This is a genomic window from Pseudomonas sp. SCA2728.1_7 (assembly GCF_018138145.1).
Lineage (GTDB): Bacteria > Pseudomonadota > Gammaproteobacteria > Pseudomonadales > Pseudomonadaceae > Aquipseudomonas > Aquipseudomonas koreensis_A.
Map to the genome: position 1 here is coordinate 4,657,306 of NZ_CP073104.1, position 25,325 is coordinate 4,682,630.

Here is a 25,325-nt window from a genome sequence, read left to right on the forward strand (position 1 = left end):
TACGTTTACAGAGTCAGCGTGAGTCGGCTGACCAGCGCCCCCGGCAGCAACGCCGACGACGTATTGCGCTGGCTATACGTACTCGCCGACAGCAGCAACTCACGCTCGGTGGTCAACGCTTCCAGCTGCGAACCGAGCAAGCTGTAAGCGCTGTCGTCAAAGCGCATGGTGCTGACCGGCGCCTGGATCTCGCCGTTCTCGACCCAGAAAGTCGCGAAGCGGGTCATGCCAGTCATGCGCGCGGCCGGTTGATCCGAGTAGTTCAGGTACCACAGGTTGCTGATGTACAGCCCGGTACCCAACTGCTTGAGGATCTCTGCTTGCGACAGATCGCCCGCCGCCATGTTCAATGCACTGGGCATTTCACCGCCGCCGGCGCCGTTGGCGGTCAGCCCATATTCGGCCGCACTGCGTGAGCCGACCAGTTGATCGCCAGCCTTGCCTTCGACGATTAAACGCAAATCACTGCGCGGATAACCTTCGCCGGAAAACGCCGGGCTCAACGATTCGCTGACTTTCTCGTCCAGCGACAGCAGTGGGCTGAACGCCTGATCGCCGACATACAGCTTCTGCAACGGGCTGCTCTTGCTGGCAATCGACTGCGCCGAAAAACCGCCCCAGCTCAACATGCCCATGATTTCTTCCAGCGCCGCCGGTGCCAGGTACGCGCGGTACTGCCCCGGCGCCAAGGTGCGCAGTGGGCGGCCGAGAAACTCCAGTTGCTCACGTGCCTGGCCGAAGCGCTTGGCGAAACCTTCGCTGCTCCAGTCATGCCCGGCGTAGCTGGCCTTAACCGCTTCACCGTTGTCGTGGAACAGGCTGAAATCGAAGTTGAAGCTGTTGGCCTGATGCCAGCCAAACGCCCCCGCTGAACTGGCGAAGCCACGGCTGATCGGGCCGGCGGCATAGAAGCCAACCAAGTCCAGACCTTCAGCGGCAGCACAGATTTCATCGACCACCTGTTCGGTATCCGGCAGCGGATGTTCCTGCACGTTCTGGCTCTGCCAGCCGTTGTGGTTGAGCAACAGATACGGATCCTGCGGCAGCAACGGCAGGGTTTCACGCAGTTGTTGCAGACCTTCGGCGAGGCGTCGCAGATCGCCTTCCTGATCACCGGAGAGGGTGACTTGCAGGTCGGCATGACGCCCGTCGTTGATCAGTTTCAGAACGATATTGGCCTGCTGCACTTGGCCGGCCTGACGCACTTTGGCGTGATTGAAACGCACAAACGCCGAGGACTCGGCGGCATAGCTGAGGGTGAACTGTTCTGGCTCGCGCACGCTGTCGCGCAGCCACTCGACCATGACCTTGAAGGCGTCGGACTGACTCTTCGAAATGCTCATCAGGCGTCTCCCCCAAACACATCAACGTTGCTGAATACGCAGGCCGGCGAAGCGTGGCCGACGCGGATCACCTGGTTCGGTTCGCCCTTGCCGCAGTTCGGCGTGCCCAGCACCTTGACGGTGTTGGCGTCGCCGACGGCGCGCAGGCTTTTCCAGAAGTGCGCGGAAATCGCCCGGTAGTTCGGGTTTTTTACCACGCCTTTGAGTTCACCGTTTTCGATCAACTGGCCCCATTCACAGCCGAACTGGAATTTGTTGCGCGCATCGTCGATCGACCAAGAACGGTTGGTGCTCATCAGGATGCCGTTCTCGATGCCTTCGATCAGTTTGTTCAGTGGCTGATCGCCCGGTTCGATATTGAGGTTGGCCATGCGGTCGATCGGCGGCCGGTTCCAGCCGCAGGCGCGGCTGTTGGCAACGCCATCGAGACCAGCGCGGAACTGCGACAGTGCACCGCCCAGTGGGCGCAGCAGCAAACCATCGCGGATCAGGAATTGTTTGCTGGCCTTGCTGCCGTCGTCATCGTGGCCATAGCTGGCCAGTTCTTCGGGAATGCCCGGATCGAAGGTCACGTTGAGCAGCTTGGAGCCGTATTGCAGGCTGCCGAAGTCGCTGGCTTTGACGAAACTGGTGCCGGCGTAATTGCGTTCATCACCGAGGATGCGGTCGAGTTCCAACGGGTGACCAATGGATTCGTGGATCTGCAGCATCATTTGATCCGGCATCAGCAGCAGATCGCGCGGGCCTTGCGGGGTGTTCGGCGCGAGCAGCAGTTGCAATGCCTGGTCGGCGACTTGCGGGCCGGCGCCGATCAGGCCGCAGCGGCTGATCACGTCCGCGCCGCCCTGTTGGCCGAAGTTCTCGCGACCGAGGCTACGGGTCTGGCTGTCGTTGCCATCGTAGGCGGTAACGTCGAGGCCCGGGTAGACGAAACGCTGGGCCTGGCGCAATTCAGCCCCGGCGCTGCTCAGGTAGATCTGTTCGACGTGGGTAATGCCAATGCTCACCTGCCAGTTCACCAGGCGCTCATCCTTTGGCACCGAGGCGGATTCCGCGCCGAGCAGCTCGAAGCATTCGCTCAGGGACGGGAAGGCTTGTTCGAGATTGGCCGAAAAGTAATCAGCGCGATCGCTGGACACTGGCTGATCGCGCAGGTCGAGCAAGGCGTGCGGCTTGAGCCGGCGCGCTTGCTGCTCGGCGCGCTCGAGGGCGGCCTGCAGACCTTGTTGCGAGAGGTCGTTGGTTGCCGCGTAGGCCTCAACGCCGTTGACGCGCACGGTAAGCATCGCGCCTTCGTCGCGGCTCAGGCTCGGCGGTTCGGCGACGTTTTTACGCACCGACAGGTACTGACCGGATTCGCGTACGTATCGCAGGGAAAAAAACTCAGCGCCCGTGCGCAAGGCAGCGAAGCGCTGCTTGAGCTGGGGGTGGAAATCGAACATTCGGGAACCTCCTTGTCAGGGGGAAGCGGTAGAGCAGCGGCGGGGAGGGGGTGAAACGGTTGCGCGAGGTCTAGAGTAGGCCTGCGTGGGGGTAGGATCAAGTGAAGAGGGGGTGTAGGGGGATTTACTTGAAGCAGAGGGATTTGTGCTGAATTGTGGGGCCTCATCGCGAGCAGGCTCACTCCTACAGTTAATCTCCAGTGTTCACATGGATGTGTGTTCACTGGAGATCCTTGTAGGAGTGAGCCTGCTCGCGATCAGCCTTGATACGGTGTAACTGAATTACTGAGCAGCAGGCGTAATATCACGCATCGGCTTGCCCTTCACCGGCGCATCGCCCGCCACATAGTAAGCAGCGGTGCTACGCGGCAGCGGCTGGCGACCACGGATCTTGTCGGCGATTTTCTCGGCGATCATGATCGTCGGCGCGTTGAGGTTGCCGGTGGTGATGATCGGCATGATCGAAGCATCGACCACACGCAGGCTCTGCATGCCGTGCACGCGACCTTCGCCATCAACCACAGCCATCTCGTCGGTGCCCATCTTGCACGAGCAGGACGGGTGGAACGCAGTTTCGGCGTGCTCGCGGATGAACTTGTCCAGCTGCTCATCGGTTTGCACTTCGATGCCCGGGCTGATTTCGCGGCCACGGAAGGCGTCGAGTGCCGGCTGCTGCATGATTTCACGGGTCAGGCGGATGCCGTCGCGGAATTCCTGCCAGTCTTGTTCGGTGGCCATGTAGTTGAACAGGATGCTCGGGTGCTGGCGCGGGTCTTTCGACTTGGCCTGGATGCGACCACGGCTTGGCGAGCGCATGGAACCCATGTGCGCCTGGAAACCGTGCTCTTTCACACCGTTGCTGCCGTTGTAGTTAATCGCTACCGGCAGGAAGTGGTACTGGATGTTCGGCCATTCGAATTCCGGACGCGAACGGATGAAACCGCCGGCTTCGAACTGGTTGCTGGCGCCGATACCGGTGCCGTTGAACAGCCACTCGGCACCGATGGCTGGCTGGTTGTACCAGAGCAGCGACGGGTACAGCGAAACCGGTTGGGTGCAAGCGTATTGCAGGTACAGCTCAAGGTGATCCTGCAGGTTTTCACCGACGCCCGGCAGGTCGTGAACCACTGGAATGTCGAGCGACTTCAGCAGCTCGGCAGGGCCGACACCGGAACGCTGCAGAATCTGCGGCGAAGCGATGGCGCCGGAGCACAGCAGGACTTCTTTACGGGCTTTGGCTTCAACGCGCTCTTCAGCGTCGCCGACCAGGTAACGCACGCCAACCGCACGCTTGCCTTCAAACAGAATCTTGTCGGTCAGGGCGTGGGTGACGATGGTCAGGGTCGAGCGCTTCTTGGCGACGTCGAGATAACCACGGGCGGTGGAAGCACGACGGCCGTTCGGCGTGACGGTACGGTCCATCGGGCCGAAGCCTTCCTGCTGGTAGCCGTTCAAGTCTTCGGTGCGCGGATAACCGGCCTGTACGCCAGCTTCAACCATGGCGTGGAACAGCGGGTTGTTCCCAGCCTTCGGCGTGGTCACGCTGACCGGGCCTTCGCCACCGTGGTAGTCGTTCGGGCCGATGTCGCGGGTTTCGGCTTTGCGGAAGTACGGCAGGCAGTCGAGGTACGACCAGTTTTCCAGGCCTGGCAGTTTTGCCCAGCCGTCGTAGTCCATCGCGTTACCGCGGATGTAGCACATGCCGTTGATCAGCGAAGAACCGCCGAGGCCTTTGCCGCGACCGCATTCCATCCGGCGACCGTCCATGTGTGGCTCTGGATCGGTTTCGTAGGCCCAGTTGTAGCGACGACCTTGCAGCGGGAATGCCAGGGCAGCCGGCATTTGCGTGCGGAAGTCGAGACGGTAGTCAGGGCCGCCGGCTTCGAGCAGCAGAACGGTGACGCCGGCGTCTTCAGTCAGACGGGTCGCCAGGGTGTTACCGGCCGAGCCGGCACCGATGATGATGTAATCGAATTCTTGGGACATTGAATGCACCCTCTTTAGATGTGGTCAGGTCGGGCCTGACGAGTGCTTTGCACTCGAATCGCAAGTAGGCTCGCTCCCACATTGGAATGGGATCTCCTGTGGGAGCGAGCCTGCTCGCGAAGACGGCCTCACGAGCAATACAAGACTCGGCTCTTAGAACACCGAGACGTAATCGCCCAACTCGACCTGTACCGATTTGATGCGGGTGAAGTTGTTCAGCGAGCTGATGCCGTTCTCACGGCCAACACCCGACTGCTTGTAACCGCCAACCGGCATTTTTGCGTCGGACTCGCCCCAGGCGTTGATCCAGCAGATACCGGCTTCCAGTTGATGAATCACGCGGTGGGCGCGGTTCAGGTCTTTGGTGACGATACCGGCGGCCAGGCCGAAGTCGGTGTCGTTGGCACGGCGGATCACTTCTTCTTCGGTTTCGTAGGAGAGGATCGCCATGACCGGGCCAAAGATTTCTTCACGGACGATGGTCATGTCGTCGGTGCAATCGGTGAACACGGTCGGAGCAACGAATGCGCCTTTGGCGAATTCGCCATCGGTCAGACGGTCGCCGCCGCACAGCACGCGAGCGCCTTGTTCTTTACCTTTGGCGATGTAGCCCAGCACGCTTTCCATGTGCGCGAAGCTGACCAGTGGGCCGAAGTTGGTGTTCTCGTCTTCCGGGTTGCCGACGCGGATGCGTGCAACGCGCTCAACGATCTTGGCTTCGAAAGCGGCTTTCAGGTGCGCCGGTACGAACACGCGAGTGCCGTTGGTGCAGACCTGACCCGAGCTGTAGAAGTTGGCCATCATCGCGGTGTCGGCAGCGCGATCCAGATCGGCGTCGTCGCAGATGATCAGTGGGGACTTGCCGCCCAGTTCCATGGTCACGTCTTTCAGCGACGAAGCCGAAGCGCTGGCCATGACTTTCTTGCCGGTGTCGGTGCCGCCGGTGAAGGAGATTTTTTCGATGCGCGGGTGCTCGGTCAGCCAAGTACCGACTTCACGGCCGCTGCCGGTCAGTACGTTGAACACGCCATTTGGAACGCCGGCTTCGGTGTAGATCTCGGCCAGTTTCAGGGTGGTCAGCGAGGTGACTTCGCTTGGCTTGAAGATCATCGCGTTACCGGCCGCCAGGGCTGGTGCGGATTTCCACAGGGCGATCTGGATCGGGTAGTTCCACGCGCCGATACCGGCAACCACGCCCAGTGGCTCGCGACGGGTGTAGACGAACGAAGTGTCGCGCAGAGGAATCTGCTCGCCTTCGATCGCTGGCACCAGGCCTGCGTAGTATTCCAGCACGTCAGCACCGGTAACGATGTCGACGTATTTGGTTTCGGAGAAGGATTTACCGGTGTCCAGGGTTTCCAGCGCGGCCAGTTCATCGTTGCGCTCGCGCAGGATGTCGACGGCACGACGCAGGATGCGCGAACGCTCCATGGCGGTCATCGCGGCCCAGATTTTCTGGCCCTTTTCAGCGCTGACCACGGCGCGCTCGACGTCTTCCTTGGTCGCACGTTGCACCAGTGCGAGGACTTCACCGTTAGCCGGGTTGATGGCTTCGAAGGTGGCATCGCTGCCGGCGTCGGAGTACGCGCCATCGATGTAAAGTTTTTGCAGTTCGAAACGGGCCATAGTGTCCTCGCAAGTGCATTGGTGGTTGGCGTTGACCACCGCGGTGAGGCTGCGGTGGCGTTCAGGGGCCGAGCGTTTTCTGTGTGCTCTAGCTCACCTTCTTGGCCAATTGGAAATCCATGTATTCGTAAGCGATCTGTTGCGCCTGCGCCGTGTCGAAAGCGTCTCCCGACAAAGCGCCGCGCAACCACAAGCCGTCGATCAACGCTGCCAGCCCCCGCGCTGCGCTGCGCGCATCTTCGAGCGGCAACACACGGCGGAACTCGCAGCACAGGTTGGAATACAGACGGTGATCGTTGATCCGCTGCAACCTGTGCAAAGACGGCTGGTGCATGCTGGTGGCCCAGAAGGCCAGCCAGGTTTTCATTGCCGGGCCATTGACCTGGCTGGCGTCGAAGTTGCCTTCGATGATCACCTGCAGATGCGCCCGTGGGCTGTCATCTGCCAGCGCCTGCCGGCGCGCGGTGACGTTCTCGCTGAGGACGTTCATCAGATACCGCATCGTGGCGGCAATCAGGCCGTTCTTGTCCTGAAAGTAATGACTGATGATGCCATTCGAGACACCGGCCAAACGGGCGATCAGCGCAATGCTGGCGTCCCCCATTCCGACCTGATCGACCGCCTGCAATGTGGCTTCGATCAGTTGTTGGCGGCGGATGGGTTGCATACCGACCTTGGGCATCTTGCACATCTCCTTAGGCCTTCCGAGTGGCGAATGACGCCTATCGGATTGACGGCCAGTCTATTTTGTTTTGATTGAACGTTCAATCAACAAAGAATAAGATCTGCGACAAATCGTCGCTGCCTACAGATTTTTCCTACGTGTAAGTGGCGATAAAACCGACATCCGAAAAAGCTCGAAACCTGCGTGGGGCATGGCGCGGTTCGCGATTCGATGGACGTGTTGAAAGGGCAAGACGCTCAGGGCCAGGTTTCGGATGAACGTCCGTCCACCTTCGGCCACGAAAGCGATTCGCAGCGCCATTTCGGCAGGTTCGGGCTTTTTTCGGGGTGTCTTTATATCACCCGCCGGTCGGCTGCCAACTAACCGATTGGTCGGGTTCCGTGTTGCCTTGTGTTCTTCTCTCGCACTGCCTGGAGCATTTGTGCCATGAGTTCTGCCTCGCTTATAAAGACCCCGCCCGAGAAGGTGACGGTCAACGGTTGGGTGTTTTACACCTCTACCGCGCTGATTCTGTTGTTGACCGCCATTCTGATTATCGCCCCGCAAGAGGCCGGCAGACTGTTGGGTATCGCTCAGGCCTGGTTGTCGCGCAGCTTCGGCTGGTACTACATGGTGGTGATCGCCGCCTACCTGGTATTTGTCGTCGGTCTGGCGTTTTCCTCGTACGGCAAACTCAAACTGGGCAGCAAGGATGACACCCCGGATTTCAGTTACGGCGCCTGGGCGGGGATGCTGTTCTCGTCGGGTATCGGTATTTCGCTGCTGTACTTCGGCGCATCCGAGCCACTGGATCACTACTTCAATCCGCCGGAAGGCGCATCGGCCAGCAACCTGGCCGCGCGTCAGGCTGTACAGCTGACGTTCCTGCACTGGGGCCTGCACGGCTGGGCAATCTACGCACTGGTCGGTCTGGCCGTGGCGTACTTTGCTTACCGTCATAACCAGCCGCTGGCCCTGCGTTCGGCGCTGTATCCGCTGGTCGGCGAGCGTTGGGTCAAAGGCGCGGCCGGACACGCGGTGGACGGCTTCGGCATGTTCGTGACCCTGCTGGGTCTGGTGACCAACCTGGGGATTGGTTCGCTGCAAGTGTCGTCGGGCCTGGAAAACCTGTTCGGCATGGAGCACAGCAACACTAACCTGTTGATCGTGATCATCGTGATGAGCACCGTGGCGACCATCGCTGCCGTGTCCGGCGTGGAAAACGGCATCCGCCGTCTGTCCAACCTGAACATCGTGCTGTTCAGCGGTCTGCTGATTTTCGTGCTGCTGTTCGGTCCGACCCTGCACCTGCTCAACGGCTTCGTGCAGAACATCGGTGATTACCTCAATGGCATCGTGCTGAAAACCTTCGACCTTTATGTGTACGAAGGCGACAACGCCAAGTCCGAACGCTGGATGGGCCTGTGGACCCTGTTCTACTGGGCCTGGTGGATTTCCTGGGCGCCATTCGTAGGCATGTTCATCGCGCGTATCTCCCGTGGTCGTACCGTGCGTGAACTGGTCGCTGGCGTGCTGCTGATTCCGCTGGGCTTCACCCTGGCCTGGCTGTCGATCTTCGGTAACTCGGCGCTGGATCTGGTGATGAACCATGGCGCGGTGGAACTCGGCAAGACGGCGCTGGAACAGCCGTCGATGGCGATCTATCAATTGCTTGAACACTACCCGGCGTCGAAAGTCGTCATCGGTGTGTCGATCTTTGTCGGCTTCGTGCTGTTCCTGACCCCGGCCGACTCCGGCGCGGTGATGATGGCGAATCTGTCCTGCAAGGGCGGCAACGTCGACGAAGATGCGCCGCACTGGCTGCGGATCTTCTGGTCGGTGGTGATCACTCTGGTGACCATCGGTCTGCTGTTTGCCGGTAACTTCGAAGCCATGCAAACCATGGTGGTGCTGGCCGGTCTGCCGTTCTCGGTGGTGCTGGTGTTCTTCATGTTCGGCCTGCATAAGGCCATGCGTCAGGACGTGCAGATCGAACAGGAGCAGGCGCAACTGGCGGAGCGCGGTCGTCGTGGTTTCAGCGAGCGTCTGACGCAGCTGGATCTGCAACCGAGCCAATCGGTAGTGCAGCGCTTCATGGACAAGCAGGTCAGCCCGGCGCTGGAAGATGCGACCGCGCAGATGCGTGCGCAGGGGCTGGAAGTGCAGACGCTGTTGGGTAAATCCAAGCGTTGCATGGGCGTGCGCGTCGAGATGGAAGAGGGCAACCCTTTCGTTTACGAAGTCAGCCTGGACGGCTATCTGGCGACCCCGACCGAATCGGCGCAGTCCGATGAAGCGCGCCAGCGTTACTACCGCGCTGAAGTGTATCTGCACAACGGCAGCCAGGATTACGACCTGATGGGCTTCACGCAGGATCAGATCACACGCGATGTGCTCGATCAGTTTGAAAGCCATCGGCAGCTCCTTGGCCGGGTGTACAGCTAAAGTCAAAAGCCCCCTCACCCCAGCCCTCTCCCCAAGGGAGAGGGGGAAAGGGAGCAGATCGGGGGCTTTTCAAGACCTGAGTTCGACTCGATATTTCAATGCCAGTCAAAAGCCCCCTCACCCCAACCCTCTCCCCAAGGGAGAGGGGGAAAGGGAGCAGATCGGGGGCTTTTCAAAGCCTGAGTTCGACTCGATATTTCAATGCCAGTCAAAAGCCCCTCGCCCCAACCCTCCCGAAACGTCGGACCGCCCGTAGGGAGAGGGAGCTGACCGAGGTGTCTTGCGCTATACGCCGACTTGAAAGATCGAGTCGATTATGGATTGGCTGCAGCAGGTTGCGAGCTTCTCCAAATCTGAGTTCCACTCGGTCATTCAGGTCGGCGTAGTTCGAAAATACAACTCGGTCAGTCCCCTCTCCCTTTGGGCGGTCCGACGTTTCGGGAGGGCTAGGGTGAGGGGCTTTTCCCTGACCCAATAAAAAAGGGATCGCTCACCGCGATCCCTTTTTTTATCCCGCCTTAACCGAGGTTCTTGCCGAGCAACGCGTGATACAGCTCACTGTCGCCCAAGATCCCCACCACATGATTGTCATCGTGCAGCACCAGCTTGTTGCCGGTCTGATAACGAATCTGCAACGCATCGCGCATGCCGATGTTCGAATCCACCAGCGTCGGCTTGCGTTCCAGGCCCTCAACCGCTTGCCCCGGTGCCCAGTTCTGCAGGTTCAGCACCGAACCATTCTGCCGCGCACCCTTGATGGTGTTGCCTTCGGCCAGGTCCAGCCACGAATCACCGCCCGGATCCAGACACACCGAACCGTTGATACGTTTGCACTTGTCCAGTGTGCGCATCAGGCTGCGGCCGCAGAGCACGTTGAGCGGATTGGTGTGCGCCACGAACGTACGCACATAATCGTCCGCCGGGTTCAGCACGATCTCTTCCGGCACGCTGTACTGGATGATCCGGCCGTCTTTCATGATCGCGATGCGGCTACCGAGTTTCAGCGCCTCGTCGAGGTCATGGCTCACGAACACGATGGTTTTGCTCAGCTTGCGTTGCAGTTCCAGCAGTTCATCCTGCAGGCCCTGACGGATCAGCGGGTCGAGAGCCGAAAACGGTTCGTCCATCAATAGAATGTCAGCGTCCATCGCCAGTGCCCGCGCCAGACCGACACGCTGCTGCATGCCGCCGGAGAGTTCGTCAGGCTTCTTGTTGCGCCATTGGGTCAGGCCAACCAGTTCGAGTTTTTCATCGACCAGTTTTTTGCGTTCCTTCTCTGGGCGACCCTGCATTTCCAGACCGAAACTGATGTTCTCGCGCACTGTCAGCCACGGCATCAGGGCGAACTTCTGGAACACCATGGCGATGCGTTTGGTGCGCATCATTTTCAGCTCGGCGGGGGTGCAGGAGGCGATGTCGATCTGGCGGTTTTCATGCTCGACGAACAGTTTGCCGCGGCTCACGGTGTTGAGGCCGTTGATGCAGCGCAGCAGGCTCGACTTGCCGGAACCGGACAGTCCCATCAGCACGCAGATTTCGCCTTTGTTGATATCCAGCGTGGCTTTCTCCACACCGACTATCTGTCCGGTCTTTTTCAGGATCTCGTTGCGGGTCATGCCCTGATCCAGCAGCTTGAGCGCCTCGCGCGGATCCTTGGAGAAGATTACGTCGACGTCTTCGAAGCGAATTATGCTCATGCGTCACCCCCTACTTTAGCGTCGGGTTGTTTGCAGATACGGTCGAGCATGATCGCCAGCAGTACGATCGCCAGGCCCGCTTCGAAGCCCAGGGCGATATCAGCAGTGTTCAGTGCGTTGACCACCGGTTTGCCGAGTCCGTCGGCGCCCACCAGTGCCGCGATCACCACCATCGACAACGACAGCATGATGCACTGGGTGATGCCGGCCGCGATGCTCGGCATGGCGTGAGGCAGTTCAATCCGTGAGAGCAGTTGGCGACGCGAGCAGCCGAAGGCCTTGCCGGCGTCCATCAGTTCTTGCGGGACATCGCGGATGCCCAGGTAGGTCAGGCGGATCGGCGCAGCGATGGCGAACACCACCGTGGAGATCAGGCCCGGGACCACACCCAGCCCGAAGAGGGTCAGGGTAGGAATGAGGTAAACGAAGGTCGGTACGGTCTGCATCAGATCGAGTACCGGACGCATGACAGTGTAGAACATCGGTTTATGCGCGGCGACGATGCCCAACGGCACGCCGATGACCACGCAGACCAGGGTCGCGAACATGACCTGGGCGAGGGTTTCCATAGTTTCCTGCCAGTACCCCAGATTGAGGATCAGCAGGAAGGAGGCGATCACGAAAGCGGTCAATCCCCATTTGCGCTGGATCAGGTGCGCGAGCAGGGCGATCAGGCCAATCAAGACCAGTGGGTTGAACCAGGTCAGCGCAAACGTCACGCCGTGGATCATCGTTTCCAGTGTCACGGCGATTGCGTCGAAGGTGTTGGCGCCGTGTTGCGTCAACCATTCAACGAAGCCCGCGATGTACTGGCCTAAAGGTATTTTCTGATCAATCAGCATGGTAGTGAACGTCCGCATGCAAGGAAATAAACAGCCCGGACGGCCGCAGCCGTCCGGCATAAGCGATTACTGAAGCTTGGCTTTCACGGCCTCCAGGCCAGGTTTACCGTCAATGGTGGTCACGCCAGCGAGCCAGGTATCGAGCACTTGTGGATTCTTTTTCAGCCAGGCCTTGGCGGCCGCGTCAGGCTTCATCTTGTCGTCGAGGATGTTGCCCATCAGTTCGCTTTCCATGTCGACGGTGAACTCCAGGTTCTTCAGCAACTGACCGACGTTGCTGCATTCCGTGGCGTAACCCTTGCGGGTGTTGGTCGCCACGGTCGCCGCACCGAAATCGGGGCCGAAGAAATCATCGCCACCGGTCAGGTATTGAATCTTGAAGCGCTTGTTCATCGGGTGCGGCGCCCAGCCGAGGAAGACCACCGCTGTGTCGCGTTTTTGCGCGCGATCCACTTGCGAGAGCATGCCCGCTTCCGAAGACTCAACCACTTTGAAACCGGCGGTCTTCAGGCCGAAAGCGTCCTTGTCGATCATGCTCTGGATCAGACGGTTGCCGTCGTTGCCAGGCTCGATGCCGTAGATCTTGCCGTCGAGTTCTTTCTTGAATTTGGCGATGTCGGCGAAGTCATGCAGACCTTTGTCATACAGGGCTTGCGGCACGGCGAGGGTGTACTTGGCGCCCTTGAGGTTGGTGCGCACGGTTTCCACGGTGCCGGCGTCGCGGTAGGCCTTGATGTCGTTTTCCATGGTCGGCATCCAGTTGCCGAGGAATACGTCCATGTTCTTGCCGTCGGCCAGCGACTTGTAGGTGACGGGCACGGAAATCATGGTGGTCTTGGTCTTGTAGCCGAGGGCGTTGAGCACAACAGAAGTGGTAGCGGTGGTGGCGGTGATGTCGGTCCAGCCGACATCGGAGAAGTTAACGGTACTGCACTGCGCCGGTTCTGCAGCTTGCGCCAGTAACGGCAGACTCAGCATGGCGGCCAACAACAACGACGGGGAACCTTTCATGGATGGACTCCTTGGTGTTTTTTTTGGCAGTGTTCCGACTGTGGACCACCGCACTTATAGGTTGCGGTTGGATGGCGTTCTGGAGACAGCTCTACCACGGCGCCTTGCAATCGAGTCATAACGATCATGTACCAGTGAAAATCTGACGCCTACAGGGGGGGTCGTATCCAGTACAGGGATGGTCGCATCCAGTGTCAGTGACGTCGTTTACAGCTTTTTTCAGCCCCGAATGGCCATCTGAACCGCACAAAAACGGCGAAAAACCGGGGCGAAAACGGCGCGGCGCTGGTGGACATGAGTGCGTCGGTGTCAGACGCCGTGCGCTCCGACAAAAGCCTGATGATGCGGGCATTCCGGCGGATCGCAGCTTGAGCGTAGCAGCTCCGCCAGCGGGCGCTTTTGCGCCCCGGACCGGCATCCTCAGGAGCTCTGCAGCAATGGCTATCAGCGTTTTCGACCTGTTCAAAATCGGCATCGGCCCTTCCAGTTCCCACACCGTCGGGCCGATGCGCGCGGCGGCATTGTTCGTCGAGTCGTTAAGGGGCAAGCATCAACTGGAACAGGTGGGGCGGATCGAAGTGCAGCTATACGGTTCGCTGTCGGCGACCGGTATCGGTCACGGCAGCGACAACGCGGTGATCATGGGCTTGATGGGCGAGTGGCCGGACGCAATCGACCCGTCGCAGATCGGTCCGCGTATCCAGGCGCTGCGTGAAACTCACACACTGTTATTGGATGGTCGCTTGTCGGTGCCGTTTGTCTGGGCGCGGGACATGCGCCTGATCGACGAGAACCTGCCGTTCCACCCCAATGCGATGACGATTGTTGCCGAGGGCGATCACGGCGAGCTGCATCGCGACACCTACTATTCGGTGGGTGGCGGTTTTGTCGTGGATCAGGCGCAGGCCTCCAGCGGTGTGGTCGATCTGGATCGCACTGAATTGCCTTATGACTTTTCCAGTGCGGTCGAGCTGCTGGAGTTGTGCAAGAACAACAACCTGCGCGTTGCCGAATTGATGATGGCCAACGAAAAGGTCTGGCGCAGTGAAGAAGAAATCCGCGCCGGGCTGATGAAGCTGTGGCGGGCGATGCAGGACTGCGTCGAGCAGGGGCTCAAGCACGAAGGCATCCTGCCGGGCGGTTTGAATGTGCGGCGGCGTGCGGCGAAGTTGCATCGCAGTCTTCAGGAATTGGGCAAGCCCAATGTGATCGGCTCGACGCTCAGCGCGATGGAGTGGGTCAACCTGTTCGCCCTGGCAGTTAATGAAGAGAATGCGGCGGGCGGGCGCATGGTCACGGCGCCGACCAATGGCGCGGCGGGGATCATTCCGGCGGTGTTGCACTACTTTATGAAGTTCAGTGAAGCGGTGACTGACGCCAACGTGGTCGATTACTTCCTCGGTGCAGCGGCGGTGGGGATTCTGTGCAAGAAGAATGCTTCGATCTCGGGCGCTGAGGTTGGCTGTCAGGGTGAGGTCGGTTCGGCCTGCGCAATGGCGGCGGCGGGGCTGGCGGAGATTCTTGGCGCTACGCCGGAGCAGTTGTGCAACGCGGCGGAAATTGGCCTGGAACATAACCTTGGGCTGACCTGCGATCCGGTCGGCGGCCTGGTGCAAGTGCCGTGCATCGAGCGCAATGCGATTGCGGCGGTGAAAGCGATCAACGCGGCGCAGATGGCGTTGCGTGGTGATGGTCAGCATTTTATCTCGCTGGACCGGGTGATTCGCACCATGCGTGATACCGGCGCTGATATGCATGACAAATATAAAGAGACATCGCGTGGTGGATTGGCGGTCAGCGCGGTTGAGTGCTGAGACCGAGTCGCCTCCATCGCGAGCAGGCTCACTCCTACAGGGGAACGCATTCCAAATGTAGGAGTGAGCCTGCTCGCGATAGCGCTAGACCAGTCAAAATTGCTCATCAAGTGAACACAGACGATAAATCGCGCCACCTTTTAGCGCGTCGCAAACAGATAAGAGTCTTTCCCACCTGTTACACGCGCTCAGCCCTTCTACCGTCCGTCACCCGTGCTTGCGGTGACACTCCCCACAAACTGCGCGCAGGCCAGTTCCCACAAGTGCTACCGATTTGCTCACACGCTGCGGGGCAGGGCTTTCACCCACGCTGATGGCACTTCGAAGTACCTTTCGTCGGACGTCTCGTATAGACACGTCGCGACGTCGTTTTCAGGAGTTATTGAACGGCCATCCAATTTTAGGCATGGCATTTGCTCTGTCATAACAAAGCCCGTCTCCCACGCGAGAACGCTGGCAATAACAAGAGCCTCCGCCTGAGGCCATCACCCGCTTTGTGTGAGGAGATACCGCGATGACGTCGTTCAACTCCGGGGCCCAACCCCAGAACCGTGCGCCTCAATCCATCGGCTTTCTGCTGCTGGACAATTTCACGCTGATTTCTCTGGCCTCCGCAGTAGAGCCCCTGCGCATGGCCAACCAATTGTCCGGTCGCGAGCTGTATCGCTGGAGCACCCTCACCGTCGATGGCGGCCAGGTGTGGGCCAGTGACGGTCTGCAAATCACTCCCGACGCCTCCATGCACAAAGCGCCGCCGCTGGACACTGTGATTGTCTGCGGCGGTATCGGCATCCAGCGCACTGTCACCCGTGAACACGTCTCGTGGCTGCAAAGCCAGGCGCGTCAGTCCAAGCGTCTCGGCGCCGTGTGCACCGGCAGTTGGGCGCTGGCTTGCGCCGGGTTGCTCGACGGTTTCGATTGCAGCGTGCACTGGGAATGTCTGGCGGCAATGCAGGAAGCTTTCCCGCGCGTGGCCATGAGCACTCGCTTGTTCACCCTCGACCGTAACCGTTTCACCAGCTCCGGTGGCACCGCGCCGCTGGACATGATGCTGCACCTGATCAGCCGCGATCACGGCCGTGAACTGTCCGCCGCGATCTCGGAAATGTTCGTCTACGAACGCATCCGCAATGAACAGGATCACCAGCGTGTGCCGCTCAAGCACATGCTCGGCACCAACCAGCCGAAACTGCAGGAAATCGTTGCGCTGATGGAAGCCAATCTGGAAGAGCCGATCGACCTGGATGAGCTGGCGGTGTACGTCGCTGTGTCGCGTCGACAGCTGGAGCGCCTGTTCCAGAAATACCTGCACTGCTCGCCATCGCGTTACTACTTGAAGCTGCGCCTGATCCGCGCCCGGCAACTGCTCAAGCAAACGCCGATGTCGATCATCGAAGTGGCGTCGGTGTGTGGTTTCGTTTCGACGCCGCACTTCTCCAAGTGCTACCGCGAGTACTTCGGCATTCCGCCGCGTGACGAGCGCGTAGGCTCCAACACCACCCAGCAAGTGGCGATGCTGCCGCTGCCGCAGGCAATCGTGATGTCGCCGCTGTCGGGGCCGATGTCGGCGTTGAGTCAGGCGCGCAATGAGTCGACGTTTGCCAGCGTAAGGCTGTAGACCGAGTCATCGTTCTTCGCGAGCAGGCTCGCTCCCACAGTAGGAATGCATTCCAATGTGGGAGCGAGCCTGCTCGCGAATGGATTTATCAGGCGCTATGGCTTTGCTGGTAGTCCGCCAGTGCCGGCAACAACTGTTTGTCGATCGCCTGACGCACCGCCGGCTGAATGCTGGCGCCGCTGGTGTACATGTCCTTGACCATCTTGCGCAGTTCAAACGCGCGAACATTATCCAGACCGCGCACCGCACACTCGCAAGCCTGATCGGCGGTAGTGCCACTGGGTACTTGAATGCCCAACGCCTTGAGCTGGCCCAACAAATCTTCCTGATCGATCAAATCGGCATACATCATGACGCGCATCCTTCTTCAATAACGGAGGTCGTGGCTCGATTCTGGTAGCCACGTCGGGGCACGGCAAGGGCGTTTTGTCGCAGTGGCTGCGACGGCTATGAACAGGTCGTTTTCGGCTAACTTGCCGCTCAACGGAGTGGGCACACTGAACTCAGCTTGCAACACGAAGGTTTGGTCACCCTCGCACGGCAGCTCCTCAACAGTACCCTCTGCCCCGATCCTGTCACGGCTGGTATCGGGGCTTTTTTTTGCTGTGAATCAGTGAGTGATTTGTTGTTCCCGCTGACGCCTTCGCGAGCAGGCTCGCTCCCACAGGTGAACGCGTTCATTCATGGGAATGCGATTAAATGTGGGAGCGAGCCTGTCTCCGGGCGGCGTTCCGACGAAGAACGCTGACGCGGTCTAACGCTGCAACACCAGAATCCGCGACAACAATTCATCTCTGTCGATATAGCAGCCCTGGAAATGCCGCGCCCCCGTGGCTGGATCAAAGGCATTGCGCGCATGCAAGGTGCGGCGGTTATCAAAACACCACAACTCCCCCCTGGCTCTTCACGCCACCAAGCGCGCTGATCAACGGACAAGTACGGAAGTCGGCAACAGCGGCAGCGGTGTACCTGGCGGGCTCCTTGCGATCGATGGATTTACCTTGCAGGTGGCAGCGCGATCACGCGGCCGATGTAAGCGGGAGCGGGCAGGTCGTTTTGCTCGGCGACGATGCTTTGCAGGCGGCTCAGGGTGTCCGCGCTGAACGGTGCCGAACGCGGGCCGGCGAGGTCGACGTGCAACAGCATCTGTTCGTTGCCGGCCAGTTCCTGCTCCTCACCGACCTTGTGCAGGCTGTGATAGAGGTGCAGGCGTTTGCTGTCGTGGCCGATGATTTGCGTGCGTACTTCGACCTCGGTGTCGAGCTTCACTTCGTGCAGGTAGTTGAGGTGCAGTTCGAGGGTGAACAGGGAGTGGCCGCTGGCTTCGCGGTTGCTGCTGTCCATACCGAGGCGGTCCATCAGGGCGTCGGTGGCGTAGCTGAAAATCAGCAGGTAGAAGGCGTCGCGCAGGTGGCCGTTGTAGTCGACCCAGTCGGGGATGATTCGAGTTTGGTAGGTGGTGACGTGCGGCATGGCTTGGGTTCCGGGTATTGGGCGGTTTTTAAGATCAAGAGCTACCCCCTCACCCCAGCCCTCTCCCCCAAGGGGGCGAGGGGGAAAGGGAGCCGATCTTTATGCTATTCAAAACTTGAGTTCGGCTCGGTGGTGCAAGTCGGCGTAACTCGAACAATCAACACGGTCAGTCCCCTCTCCCTCAGGGGGCAGAGGGGGAAAGGGAGCAGATCGGAGGCCTTTCAAAACTCGAGTTCGGCTCGGTGGTGCAAGTCGGCGTCACTCGAACAATCAACGCGGTCAGTCCCCTCTCCCTCCGGGAGAGGGTTAGGGTGAGGGCAGCGATGTCATGCCAGACACATCACTCGCTGAAACTCATCCCATGCTTTTCCTTGGTGGTCTTCACCGCCTCCAGAACCGCCAGCAAGCAATCATCACGATAGCGCTCCAGCGCCGAAATACTGTGACGACCAAGCTGATCACTGGTGCCATCGACCACATCATCAATCAACTTGTCAGTCAGCTCCGGCGCCGGCAGATAGGTCCACGGCAACTGCAACGCCGGGCCGAATTGCGACATGAAGTGGCGCATGCCCGCATCACCACCGGCCAGGGTGTAAGTCAGGAACGTACCCATGAACGACCAGCGCAAACCAGCGCCAAAACGGATCGCATCGTCGATCTCGCCAGTGGTCGCGACACCGTCATTGACCAGGTGCAGCGCCTCTCGCCACAACGCTTCAAGCAAGCGGTCGGCGATAAATCCGGGCACTTCCTTGCGCACATGCAACGGGCGCATGCCGAGGGATTCGTAGACTTTCATCGCCGCTTGCACGGCTTCCGGCGCAGTGTTCTTGCCGCCCACGACTTCGACCAACGGCAGCAGATAGACCGGGTTGAACGGGTGGCCTACCACGCAGCGCTCCGGGTGCGTCGAGCTCTCGTAGAACTCACTCGGCAACAGGCCCGAAGTGCTCGAGCCGATCAACGCATTCGGCTTGGCCGCGGCGCTGATTTTGCTGTGCAGATCGAGTTTCAGTTCCAGACGTTCCGGGGCGCTTTCCTGAATGAAGTCGGCATCGCGTACGCACTCCTCGATGGTCGCGACAAAGCGCAGACGATCCTGCGAAGCACCCGGCGCCAGACCGTTTTTCTCCAGCGCACCCCAGGCGTTGGCCACGCGTTTGCGCAGTGCCGCTTCGGCGCCGGGTGCCGGGTCCCAGGCGATCACATCCAGGCCATGGGCGAGGGCGCGGGCGACCCAGCCACTGCCGATGACACCGCTGCCCAGCGCGGCGAAGGTTTTGATTTCGGTGATAAAGCTCATGGTGATTTCCTGAATTCGGCTGGAAAGAACTGTGGGAGCGAGCCTGCTCGCGAATGCGGTGGCTCTGCTGCTGAAGATGCTTCGGATGTACCGGCCTCTTCGCGAGCAGGCTCGCTCCCACAGGGGGAAATGAGTGGTCGTTTAGCCGCGCTGGGTCAGGCCCATTTTTTTGCGGCCTTCGGCAGGCGTGAGCACGCGGGCGCCGAGGCGGCTGAGGATTTCGCTGGCGCGCTCCACTAATTGGCCATTGGTCGCCAGCACGCCTTTGTCCAGCCACAGGTTGTCTTCCAGCCCGACCCGTACGTTGCCGCCGAGCAATACCGCTTGCGCGGCCATCGGCATCTGCATGCGGCCAATGCCAAACCCGGCCCACACCGCATCGGCCGGCAAGTTATCGACCATGGCTTTCATCGTGGTGGTGTCTGCCGGCGCACCCCATGGAATCCCCAGACACAGCTGGAACAACGGGTTATCGAGCAAACCTTCCTTGATCATCTGCTTGGCAAACCACAGGTGCCCAGTGTCGAAAATCTCCAGCTCGGCCTTCACGCCCAGCTCGGTGATGCGCTTGGCACCGGCACGCAGTTGCGCCGGGGTGGAGACGTAAATGGTGTCGCCATCGCCGAAGTTCAGCGTGCCGCAATCGAGGGTGCAGATTTCCGGTAGCAACTCTTCAACGTGGGCGAGACGGGTCAGCGGGCCGACCAGATCAGTGTTCGGGCCGAACTCCATCGGGTTCTCGCCAGCGCCGATTTCCAGGTCGCCGCCCATGCCGGCGGTGAGGTTGACGATGATGTCGACGTCCGCCTCGCGGATGCGCTCCATCACTTCGCGGTACAGCGCCACGTCACGGCTGAACTTGCCGGTCTGCGGATCACGCACGTGGCAGTGCACGACGGTGGCGCCAGCCTTGGCCGCTTCAACGGCGGCTGCTGCGATCTGTTTCGGGGTGACCGGCACATGCAGGCTCTTGGCGGTCGTGTCGCCAGCACCGGTGAGTGCGCAGGTGATGATGACGTCGTGGTTCATGGTGCGGTTTCCTTCAGGCGTGATGGGTCTGTCCGCAGCCTTTTTCGGGGCTGCGAAGCGTCGGTCAGTCCTCTCTCCCAATCTGGGAGAGGGGCTTTTCAATAGAGGGTTATTTGCTGGTCAACTGCAGGTTTTCAGCGGCCGGTTTGCCATCGAACGTGGTCACACCTTCCAGCCAGCGCTGCTTGTCTTCAGGGTGATCCTTGAGCCATTGCCTGGCGGATTCAAAGGCGTCCTTGTGGTCGAGCAGCGGCTGCATCATCCGGCTTTCGTCTTCGGCGGTGAACGTCAGGTTGGTCAGCAGGCGACCGATGTTCGGGCACTGCTCGGCGTATTTCGGCGAGGTGACGGTCCACACCGTGGCCATGCCTTCATTCGGTCCGAGGGCGTCTTCACTGCCAGTGAGATAAGTCATCTGCACGTTGACGTTCATCGGGTGCGGCGCCCAGCCGAAGAACACCACGGCCTCTTTGCGGCGTACGGCGCGGTCGACGGCGGCGAGCATGCCGGCCTCACTGGACTCGACCAGTTGGAACTTGCCGAGGCCGAACTGGTTCTTGGCAATCATCGCCTTGATCTGCGTGTTGGCGCCCGAGCCTGGCTCGATGCCGTAGATCTTGCCGCCCAGTTCTTTTTCAAACCTGGCGATGTCGGCGAAGGTCTTCAGGCCCTTGTCGGCCAGATAAGTCGGCACGGCGAGGGTCGCACGGGCATCTTTCAGGCTTGGCGCTTCGAGGACTTTGACCTGATTGGCGTCGACAAACGGCGTGATGGTCTGGGTCATCAGCGGGTTCCAGTAACCGAGGAACAGGTCCAGGCGCTGATCGCGGATCCCGGCGAAGATGATTTGCTGGGAGGCGCTGGTTTGTTTGGTGTTGTAGCCGAGGCCGTCGAGCAGGACCTGGGTCATGGCACTGGTGGCGATCACGTCGGTCCAGTTGACCACGCCCATGCGCACGTTCTGGCACGAGGCGGGTTCGGCCGCCATGACGCTGGCGCTGAAGAAAGCGGTACCGCTGAGTGCGAGAACACAGCTGCTGATCAGTCGTTTCATGTCGGGTTCCTCGGCAGGTCGTTTATTGTGAGTTCCGGCATCTGTCGTGCCGGTGATGCAAAGTTACGCAGCTATACGCCCATGAAAGCGCACTGCGGCGACTGGCATTTGCACTGTAGCGACCTGTGCCCTTGAACGCCGACGACAATCGGCGTATCAACATCCCACGCTACCCGCCGACCGAGGGCGCCCATGTCCCAGGACTTCTACTTTTTGCTGATGCCGGGGTTCTCCGCAATTGGCTTTATCTCCGCGATCGAACCGCTGCGCGTGGCCAACCGCTTCCGTGGCGAGTTGTATCGCTGGCATGTGTTGAGTGCCGACGGCGGCGCGGTGCTGGCGAGCAACGGCATGTCGGTCAACGCCGACGCGGCGCTGGAGCCGTTGAAGAAAGGCGCAACGTTGTTGGTGGTGGCCGGGTTTGAGCCGTTGAAGTTCGCCACGCCAACCCTTGAACACTGGTTACGGCGGCTGGATAACGAAGGCGTGACCCTCGGCGCCATCGACACCGGCAGCTTTGTCCTCGCTGAAGCGGGCCTGCTCGATGGCCATCGCCTGACCTTGCACTGGGAAGCCATCGACGCTTTCAAGGAATCTTATCCACAGCTCAGCGTCACTCAGGAGCTGTTCGAGATCGACCGTCGGCGCATCACCTCGGCGGGCGGCACCGCGTCCATCGATTTAATGCTCGATCTGATCGCCCAGGCCCACGGCCCGCAACTGGCGATTCAGGTCAGCGAGCAGTTTGTGCTGGGGCGCATTCGTCCACGCAAAGACCACCAGCGCATGGAAGTCGCCACGCGTTACGGCATCAACAACAAGAAATTGGTGCAAGTGATCGGCGAGATGGAGCAGCACAGCGAACCGCCGCTGACCACGCTGCAACTGGCGGAATCGATCAAAGTGACGCGACGGCAACTGGAGCGATTGTTTCGGCTGCACCTGAACGATACGCCGAGCAATTTCTATCTGCGCTTGCGACTGGAAAAAGCCCGGCAGCTGCTGCGCCAGACCGACATGAGCGTGCTCGAAGTCAGCATCGCCTGCGGGTTTGAATCACCGTCGTACTTTACCCGCAGCTACCGCGCGAAGTTCGCCCGCTGTCCCCGCGAAGACCGGCGTACCGCCCAAGCCTGAATGGATGCACCCAAAACCCCTGTAGGAGTGAGCCTGCTCGCGATAGCGGTAAGTCAGACAACACTGATGTCGACTGACACTTCGTCATCGCGAGCAGGCTCACTCCTACAGTTTGATCGGGTTACTTCTTCAGCAACGCCGAACACGCCGCTTTATAAGCCTCATGCTGATACTTGTTCAACGTCCCCGGCAGCTCGAAATTGTGCTTCTTCGCCTGCGCATTGATCGTCTGCGGCGACAACAACGTCACCTCACAACCATCCAGCAACTGCAAAATCCCCTCAATCTTGAACGTCGTCGGGCCACCGGCAAACTCACCCTTCTTGCTGCGCTTCTTGATCGCAATCCGGTCAACCGAATTCTCCCGCACAAACGACGCCACCTGCGCCGCAAAGAGCTTAACGTTTGCCGCTTCGTCATCGTCTTCGAGGGCGATCTTCTTGGTGGCAAGGGGAATGTGGCTCAGGGTCGAACCGTCGAGGGCGGCCACGGCGATGATCGCTTCGCTGCCTTTGATTTCGATGCCGCAGATGTTCATGTGCTTACCTAGATTGGCTATAGAAGGGCAGCTTACAGCTCAGACACTCACTCCTGCCCAATCGACTCCAAAAACTCCGACCGTTCATCACTCATCCGCGCCACGCAATCATTCTGCGCAATCGTGAACGCCTTACTGCCAGCAGTGGCCGGGAATGCTTCCACCGCGCAATCCGCGTCCCGCGTCTTCAACCACTGCTGCTGAGCCGTCTTGATCTTGGCGGTAATGTCCGCCAATTGCGTCGGGTTCTTGCCATACGCGGTCTGCATGCGTTCGGTCAGGCTGGCGTAGTTGTCCTTGAGCAGGTCTTCGGCGGTGGTGCGGCTGTAAGTCGAGCATTCCAGGGTCTGGACGTCGTTTTCGACGGCGTCGCAGGGGTTGTTGTCGGATTCCTCAGCGGCGTGTACGCCGGTCGCAAGCAAAGCCAAAGCCAGGAAGATCGATTTCATTGTTGTCGCCGCTCTAATCCAGTGGTGTTTCCAAGATGCCGCAGATTCTGGCTCAAGCTTGCGGGCTTGAACAGGTAGCTGATCGGAGCGTCTGGCGACCCTTTGTCGCGGATTGACGCTTTCGGCAATTCCCCTGTCGTTTTTGCACCCGGTCGCCCCGGCACCGAGGCATATGCTGGCCCCAAAGCGCCGGCAGACGATTCGGCGCATGAATCGCCAATAAGGGGACGCCTGATGAGCCCAGCCGAATTACACGCCGACAGCATCGTTATCGACGGTCTGATCATTGCCAAATGGAACCGCGAGCTGTTCGAAGACATGCGCAAGGGCGGTCTGACGGCAGCCAACTGCACTGTGTCGGTGTGGGAAGGCTTTCAGGCGACCGTGAACAATATTGCTGCCAGCCAGAAGCTGATCCGCGAAAACAGCGACCTGGTGATGCCAGTGCGCACCACCGCCGACATTCGTCGCGCCAAGGAACAAGGCAAGACCGGCATCCTCTTCGGCTTCCAGAATGCTCACGCCTTTGAAGACCAGATCGGCTATGTCGAAGTGTTCAAGCAGCTCGGCGTCGGCATCGTGCAGATGTGCTACAACACCCAAAACCTGGTCGGCACCGGTTGCTACGAGCGTGACGGCGGCCTGTCGGGCTTCGGTCGCGAAATCGTCGCCGAGATGAACCGCGTCGGCGTCATGTGCGACCTGTCCCACGTCGGCTCGAAGACGTCCGAAGAAGTCATCCTCGAATCGAAAAAACCGGTCTGCTATTCCCACTGCCTGCCGTCGGGTCTCAAAGAGCACCCGCGCAACAAGTCCGATGAAGAGCTGAAGTTCATTGCCGACCACGGCGGTTTTGTCGGCGTGACCATGTTTGCGCCGTTCCTCGCCAAGGGCATCGATTCGACCATCGACGACTACGCCGAAGCGATCGAATACACCATGAACATCGTCGGCGAAGACGCCATCGGCATCGGCACCGACTTCACCCAGGGTCACGGCCAGGACTTCTTCGAATACCTGACCCACGACAAGGGCTACGCCCGCCGTCTGACCAGCTTCGGCAAGATCATCAACCCGCTGGGCATCCGCACCGTCGGCGAGTTCCCGAACCTGACCGAAACCCTGCTCAAGCGCGGCCATCCCGAGCGCGTCGTGCGCAAGATCATGGGCGAAAACTGGGTCAACGTCCTGAAAGACGTCTGGGGCGAGTAACGCTGACTCAAGACCGCCGCCGATCTGCCCCCTCTCCTGTGGGAGAGGGCTGGGGTGAGGGCAGCGGTCACCACTGAATCCACTATTTTTTCTGGAGTTAAGTTTCCATGGCCAAGATCGCCCCGCAATTGCCAATCGAAGTCGACAGCGAGACCGGTGTCTGGACCTCCGACGCCCTGCCAATGCTCTACGTACCGCGTCACTTCTTCGTCAACAACCACATGGGCATCGAAGAGGTTTTGGGCGCTGACGCCTACGCCGAGATCCTCTACAAGGCCGGCTACAAATCCGCCTGGCACTGGTGCGAAAAGGAAGCTGAATGCCACGGCCTGGAAGGCGTCGCGGTGTTCGAGCACTACATGAAGCGCCTGTCGCAACGCGGCTGGGGCCTGTTCAAGATCCAGGACATTGACCTCGACAAAGGCACCGCCAGCGTCAAGCTCGAACACTCGGCGTTCGTCTACGTCTACGGCAAGGTCGGGCGCAAGGTCGATTACATGTTCACCGGTTGGTTTGCCGGGGCCATGGATCAGATTCTTGAGGCGCGCGGCAGCAAGATTCGCACGGTTGCCGAGCAAGTCTACGGTGGCTCCGAAGAAGGCCACGACGACGGCCTGTTCACCGTCAAGCCGTTGTAAG

21 protein-coding genes and 1 pseudogene are annotated in these 25,325 nt (G+C 60.0%); 6 read left to right on the plus strand and 16 right to left on the minus strand.

Annotated elements, in window-relative coordinates; genetic code table 11:
• Positions 1–5: 5 nt before the first annotated feature.
• The 5 genes from KBP52_RS20790 to betI form a co-directional block, all read right to left on the minus strand.
• Positions 6–1,343 (minus strand): TldD/PmbA family protein, encoded by a 1,338-nt coding sequence (locus tag KBP52_RS20790; protein ID WP_212620875.1) that lies wholly within the window; start codon positions 1,341–1,343, stop codon positions 6–8.
• A complete protein-coding gene (locus KBP52_RS20795; RefSeq protein WP_212620876.1) occupies positions 1,343–2,785 on the minus strand; it encodes a TldD/PmbA family protein in 1,443 nt (480 codons plus the stop codon). The genes KBP52_RS20790 and KBP52_RS20795 overlap by 1 nt, the downstream gene beginning before the upstream one ends.
• Positions 2,786–3,067: 282 nt before the next feature.
• On the minus strand, positions 3,068–4,771 hold the full coding sequence (gene betA / locus KBP52_RS20800; RefSeq protein WP_116028364.1) for a choline dehydrogenase: 1,704 nt from the start codon (positions 4,769–4,771) through the stop codon (positions 3,068–3,070).
• A gap of 153 nt (positions 4,772–4,924) precedes the next feature.
• Positions 4,925–6,397: a betaine-aldehyde dehydrogenase gene (betB, locus tag KBP52_RS20805; protein ID WP_077574839.1), complete on the minus strand. Its 1,473-nt coding sequence runs from the start codon at positions 6,395–6,397 to the stop codon at positions 4,925–4,927.
• Positions 6,398–6,485: 88 nt separating this feature from the next.
• Entirely contained in the window at positions 6,486–7,079 is a 594-nt protein-coding gene (gene betI / locus KBP52_RS20810) for a transcriptional regulator BetI (protein ID WP_116028363.1), read from the minus strand.
• Between the two features lie 429 nt (positions 7,080–7,508).
• Between betI and betT the strand changes: the two genes are divergently transcribed.
• Entirely contained in the window at positions 7,509–9,506 is a 1,998-nt protein-coding gene (betT, locus tag KBP52_RS20815) for a choline BCCT transporter BetT (RefSeq protein WP_038363124.1), read from the plus strand.
• A gap of 518 nt (positions 9,507–10,024) precedes the next feature.
• Here the strand turns inward: betT and choV are convergent.
• The 3 genes from choV to KBP52_RS20830 all read right to left on the minus strand — a co-directional run bounded on the left by choV (position 10,025) and on the right by KBP52_RS20830 (position 13,056).
• Positions 10,025–11,203: a choline ABC transporter ATP-binding protein gene (gene choV / locus KBP52_RS20820; protein ID WP_034153601.1), complete on the minus strand. Its 1,179-nt coding sequence runs from the start codon at positions 11,201–11,203 to the stop codon at positions 10,025–10,027.
• Positions 11,200–12,045 (minus strand): choline ABC transporter permease subunit, encoded by an 846-nt coding sequence (choW, locus tag KBP52_RS20825; RefSeq protein WP_016983941.1) that lies wholly within the window; start codon positions 12,043–12,045, stop codon positions 11,200–11,202. The genes choV and choW overlap by 4 nt, the downstream gene beginning before the upstream one ends.
• 66 nt (positions 12,046–12,111) lie before the next feature.
• Positions 12,112–13,056 carry a choline ABC transporter substrate-binding protein gene (locus tag KBP52_RS20830; RefSeq protein ID WP_038363126.1) on the minus strand — a complete coding sequence of 315 codons (945 nt, stop codon included), beginning with the start codon at positions 13,054–13,056 and terminating at the stop codon, positions 12,112–12,114.
• A 437-nt stretch (positions 13,057–13,493) separates the two neighbouring features.
• Between KBP52_RS20830 and KBP52_RS20835 the strand changes: the two genes are divergently transcribed.
• Together KBP52_RS20835 and KBP52_RS20840 are read left to right on the plus strand one after the other, a co-directional pair.
• Positions 13,494–14,870, plus strand: a complete 1,377-nt coding sequence (locus KBP52_RS20835) for an L-serine ammonia-lyase (RefSeq protein WP_123593997.1) — start codon at positions 13,494–13,496, stop codon at positions 14,868–14,870.
• Positions 14,871–15,384: 514 nt separating this feature from the next.
• Entirely contained in the window at positions 15,385–16,488 is a 1,104-nt protein-coding gene (locus KBP52_RS20840) for a GlxA family transcriptional regulator (RefSeq protein ID WP_007949927.1), read from the plus strand.
• An 88-nt stretch (positions 16,489–16,576) separates the two neighbouring features.
• On the opposite strand, the gene KBP52_RS20845 is transcribed toward KBP52_RS20840, so the two are convergent.
• The 6 genes and pseudogenes from KBP52_RS20845 to KBP52_RS20870 form a co-directional block, all read right to left on the minus strand.
• Positions 16,577–16,840 (minus strand): hypothetical protein, encoded by a 264-nt coding sequence (locus KBP52_RS20845; protein WP_016983943.1) that lies wholly within the window; start codon positions 16,838–16,840, stop codon positions 16,577–16,579.
• A 402-nt stretch (positions 16,841–17,242) separates the two neighbouring features.
• A pseudogene (locus KBP52_RS20850) lies at positions 17,243–17,383 on the minus strand (TauD/TfdA family dioxygenase); the annotation flags it as partial.
• 101 nt (positions 17,384–17,484) lie between these two features.
• Positions 17,485–17,961 carry a thioesterase family protein gene (locus KBP52_RS20855; RefSeq protein ID WP_212620877.1) on the minus strand — a complete coding sequence of 159 codons (477 nt, stop codon included), beginning with the start codon at positions 17,959–17,961 and terminating at the stop codon, positions 17,485–17,487.
• Between the two features lie 340 nt (positions 17,962–18,301).
• A complete protein-coding gene (locus KBP52_RS20860; RefSeq protein ID WP_077574834.1) occupies positions 18,302–19,267 on the minus strand; it encodes an L-carnitine dehydrogenase in 966 nt (321 codons plus the stop codon).
• Positions 19,268–19,408: 141 nt separating this feature from the next.
• Positions 19,409–20,296, minus strand: coding sequence for a 3-keto-5-aminohexanoate cleavage protein (locus KBP52_RS20865; RefSeq protein WP_212620878.1), 888 nt, complete (start codon positions 20,294–20,296; stop codon positions 19,409–19,411).
• A gap of 109 nt (positions 20,297–20,405) precedes the next feature.
• Complete coding sequence (locus tag KBP52_RS20870; RefSeq protein ID WP_212620879.1) at positions 20,406–21,350, minus strand: choline ABC transporter substrate-binding protein; 945 nt, start codon at positions 21,348–21,350, stop codon at positions 20,406–20,408.
• A gap of 192 nt (positions 21,351–21,542) precedes the next feature.
• Here KBP52_RS20870 and KBP52_RS20875 point away from each other — a divergent pair, with 192 nt between their 5' ends.
• A complete protein-coding gene (locus tag KBP52_RS20875) occupies positions 21,543–22,487 on the plus strand; it encodes a GlxA family transcriptional regulator (protein WP_123454170.1) in 945 nt (314 codons plus the stop codon).
• A gap of 121 nt (positions 22,488–22,608) precedes the next feature.
• On the opposite strand, the gene KBP52_RS20880 is transcribed toward KBP52_RS20875, so the two are convergent.
• Positions 22,609–23,025, minus strand: coding sequence for a DUF3010 family protein (locus KBP52_RS20880; protein WP_116028358.1), 417 nt, complete (start codon positions 23,023–23,025; stop codon positions 22,609–22,611).
• A 47-nt stretch (positions 23,026–23,072) separates the two neighbouring features.
• Positions 23,073–23,474 carry a lysozyme inhibitor LprI family protein gene (locus KBP52_RS20885; protein WP_212620880.1) on the minus strand — a complete coding sequence of 134 codons (402 nt, stop codon included), beginning with the start codon at positions 23,472–23,474 and terminating at the stop codon, positions 23,073–23,075.
• A 234-nt stretch (positions 23,475–23,708) separates the two neighbouring features.
• Between KBP52_RS20885 and KBP52_RS20890 the strand changes: the two genes are divergently transcribed.
• Positions 23,709–24,686, plus strand: a complete 978-nt coding sequence (locus KBP52_RS20890; protein WP_160059705.1) for a dipeptidase — start codon at positions 23,709–23,711, stop codon at positions 24,684–24,686.
• Positions 24,687–24,793: 107 nt separating this feature from the next.
• A complete protein-coding gene (locus KBP52_RS20895) occupies positions 24,794–25,324 on the plus strand; it encodes a DUF5943 domain-containing protein (protein ID WP_005792152.1) in 531 nt (176 codons plus the stop codon).
• Position 25,325 lies beyond the last annotated feature (1 nt).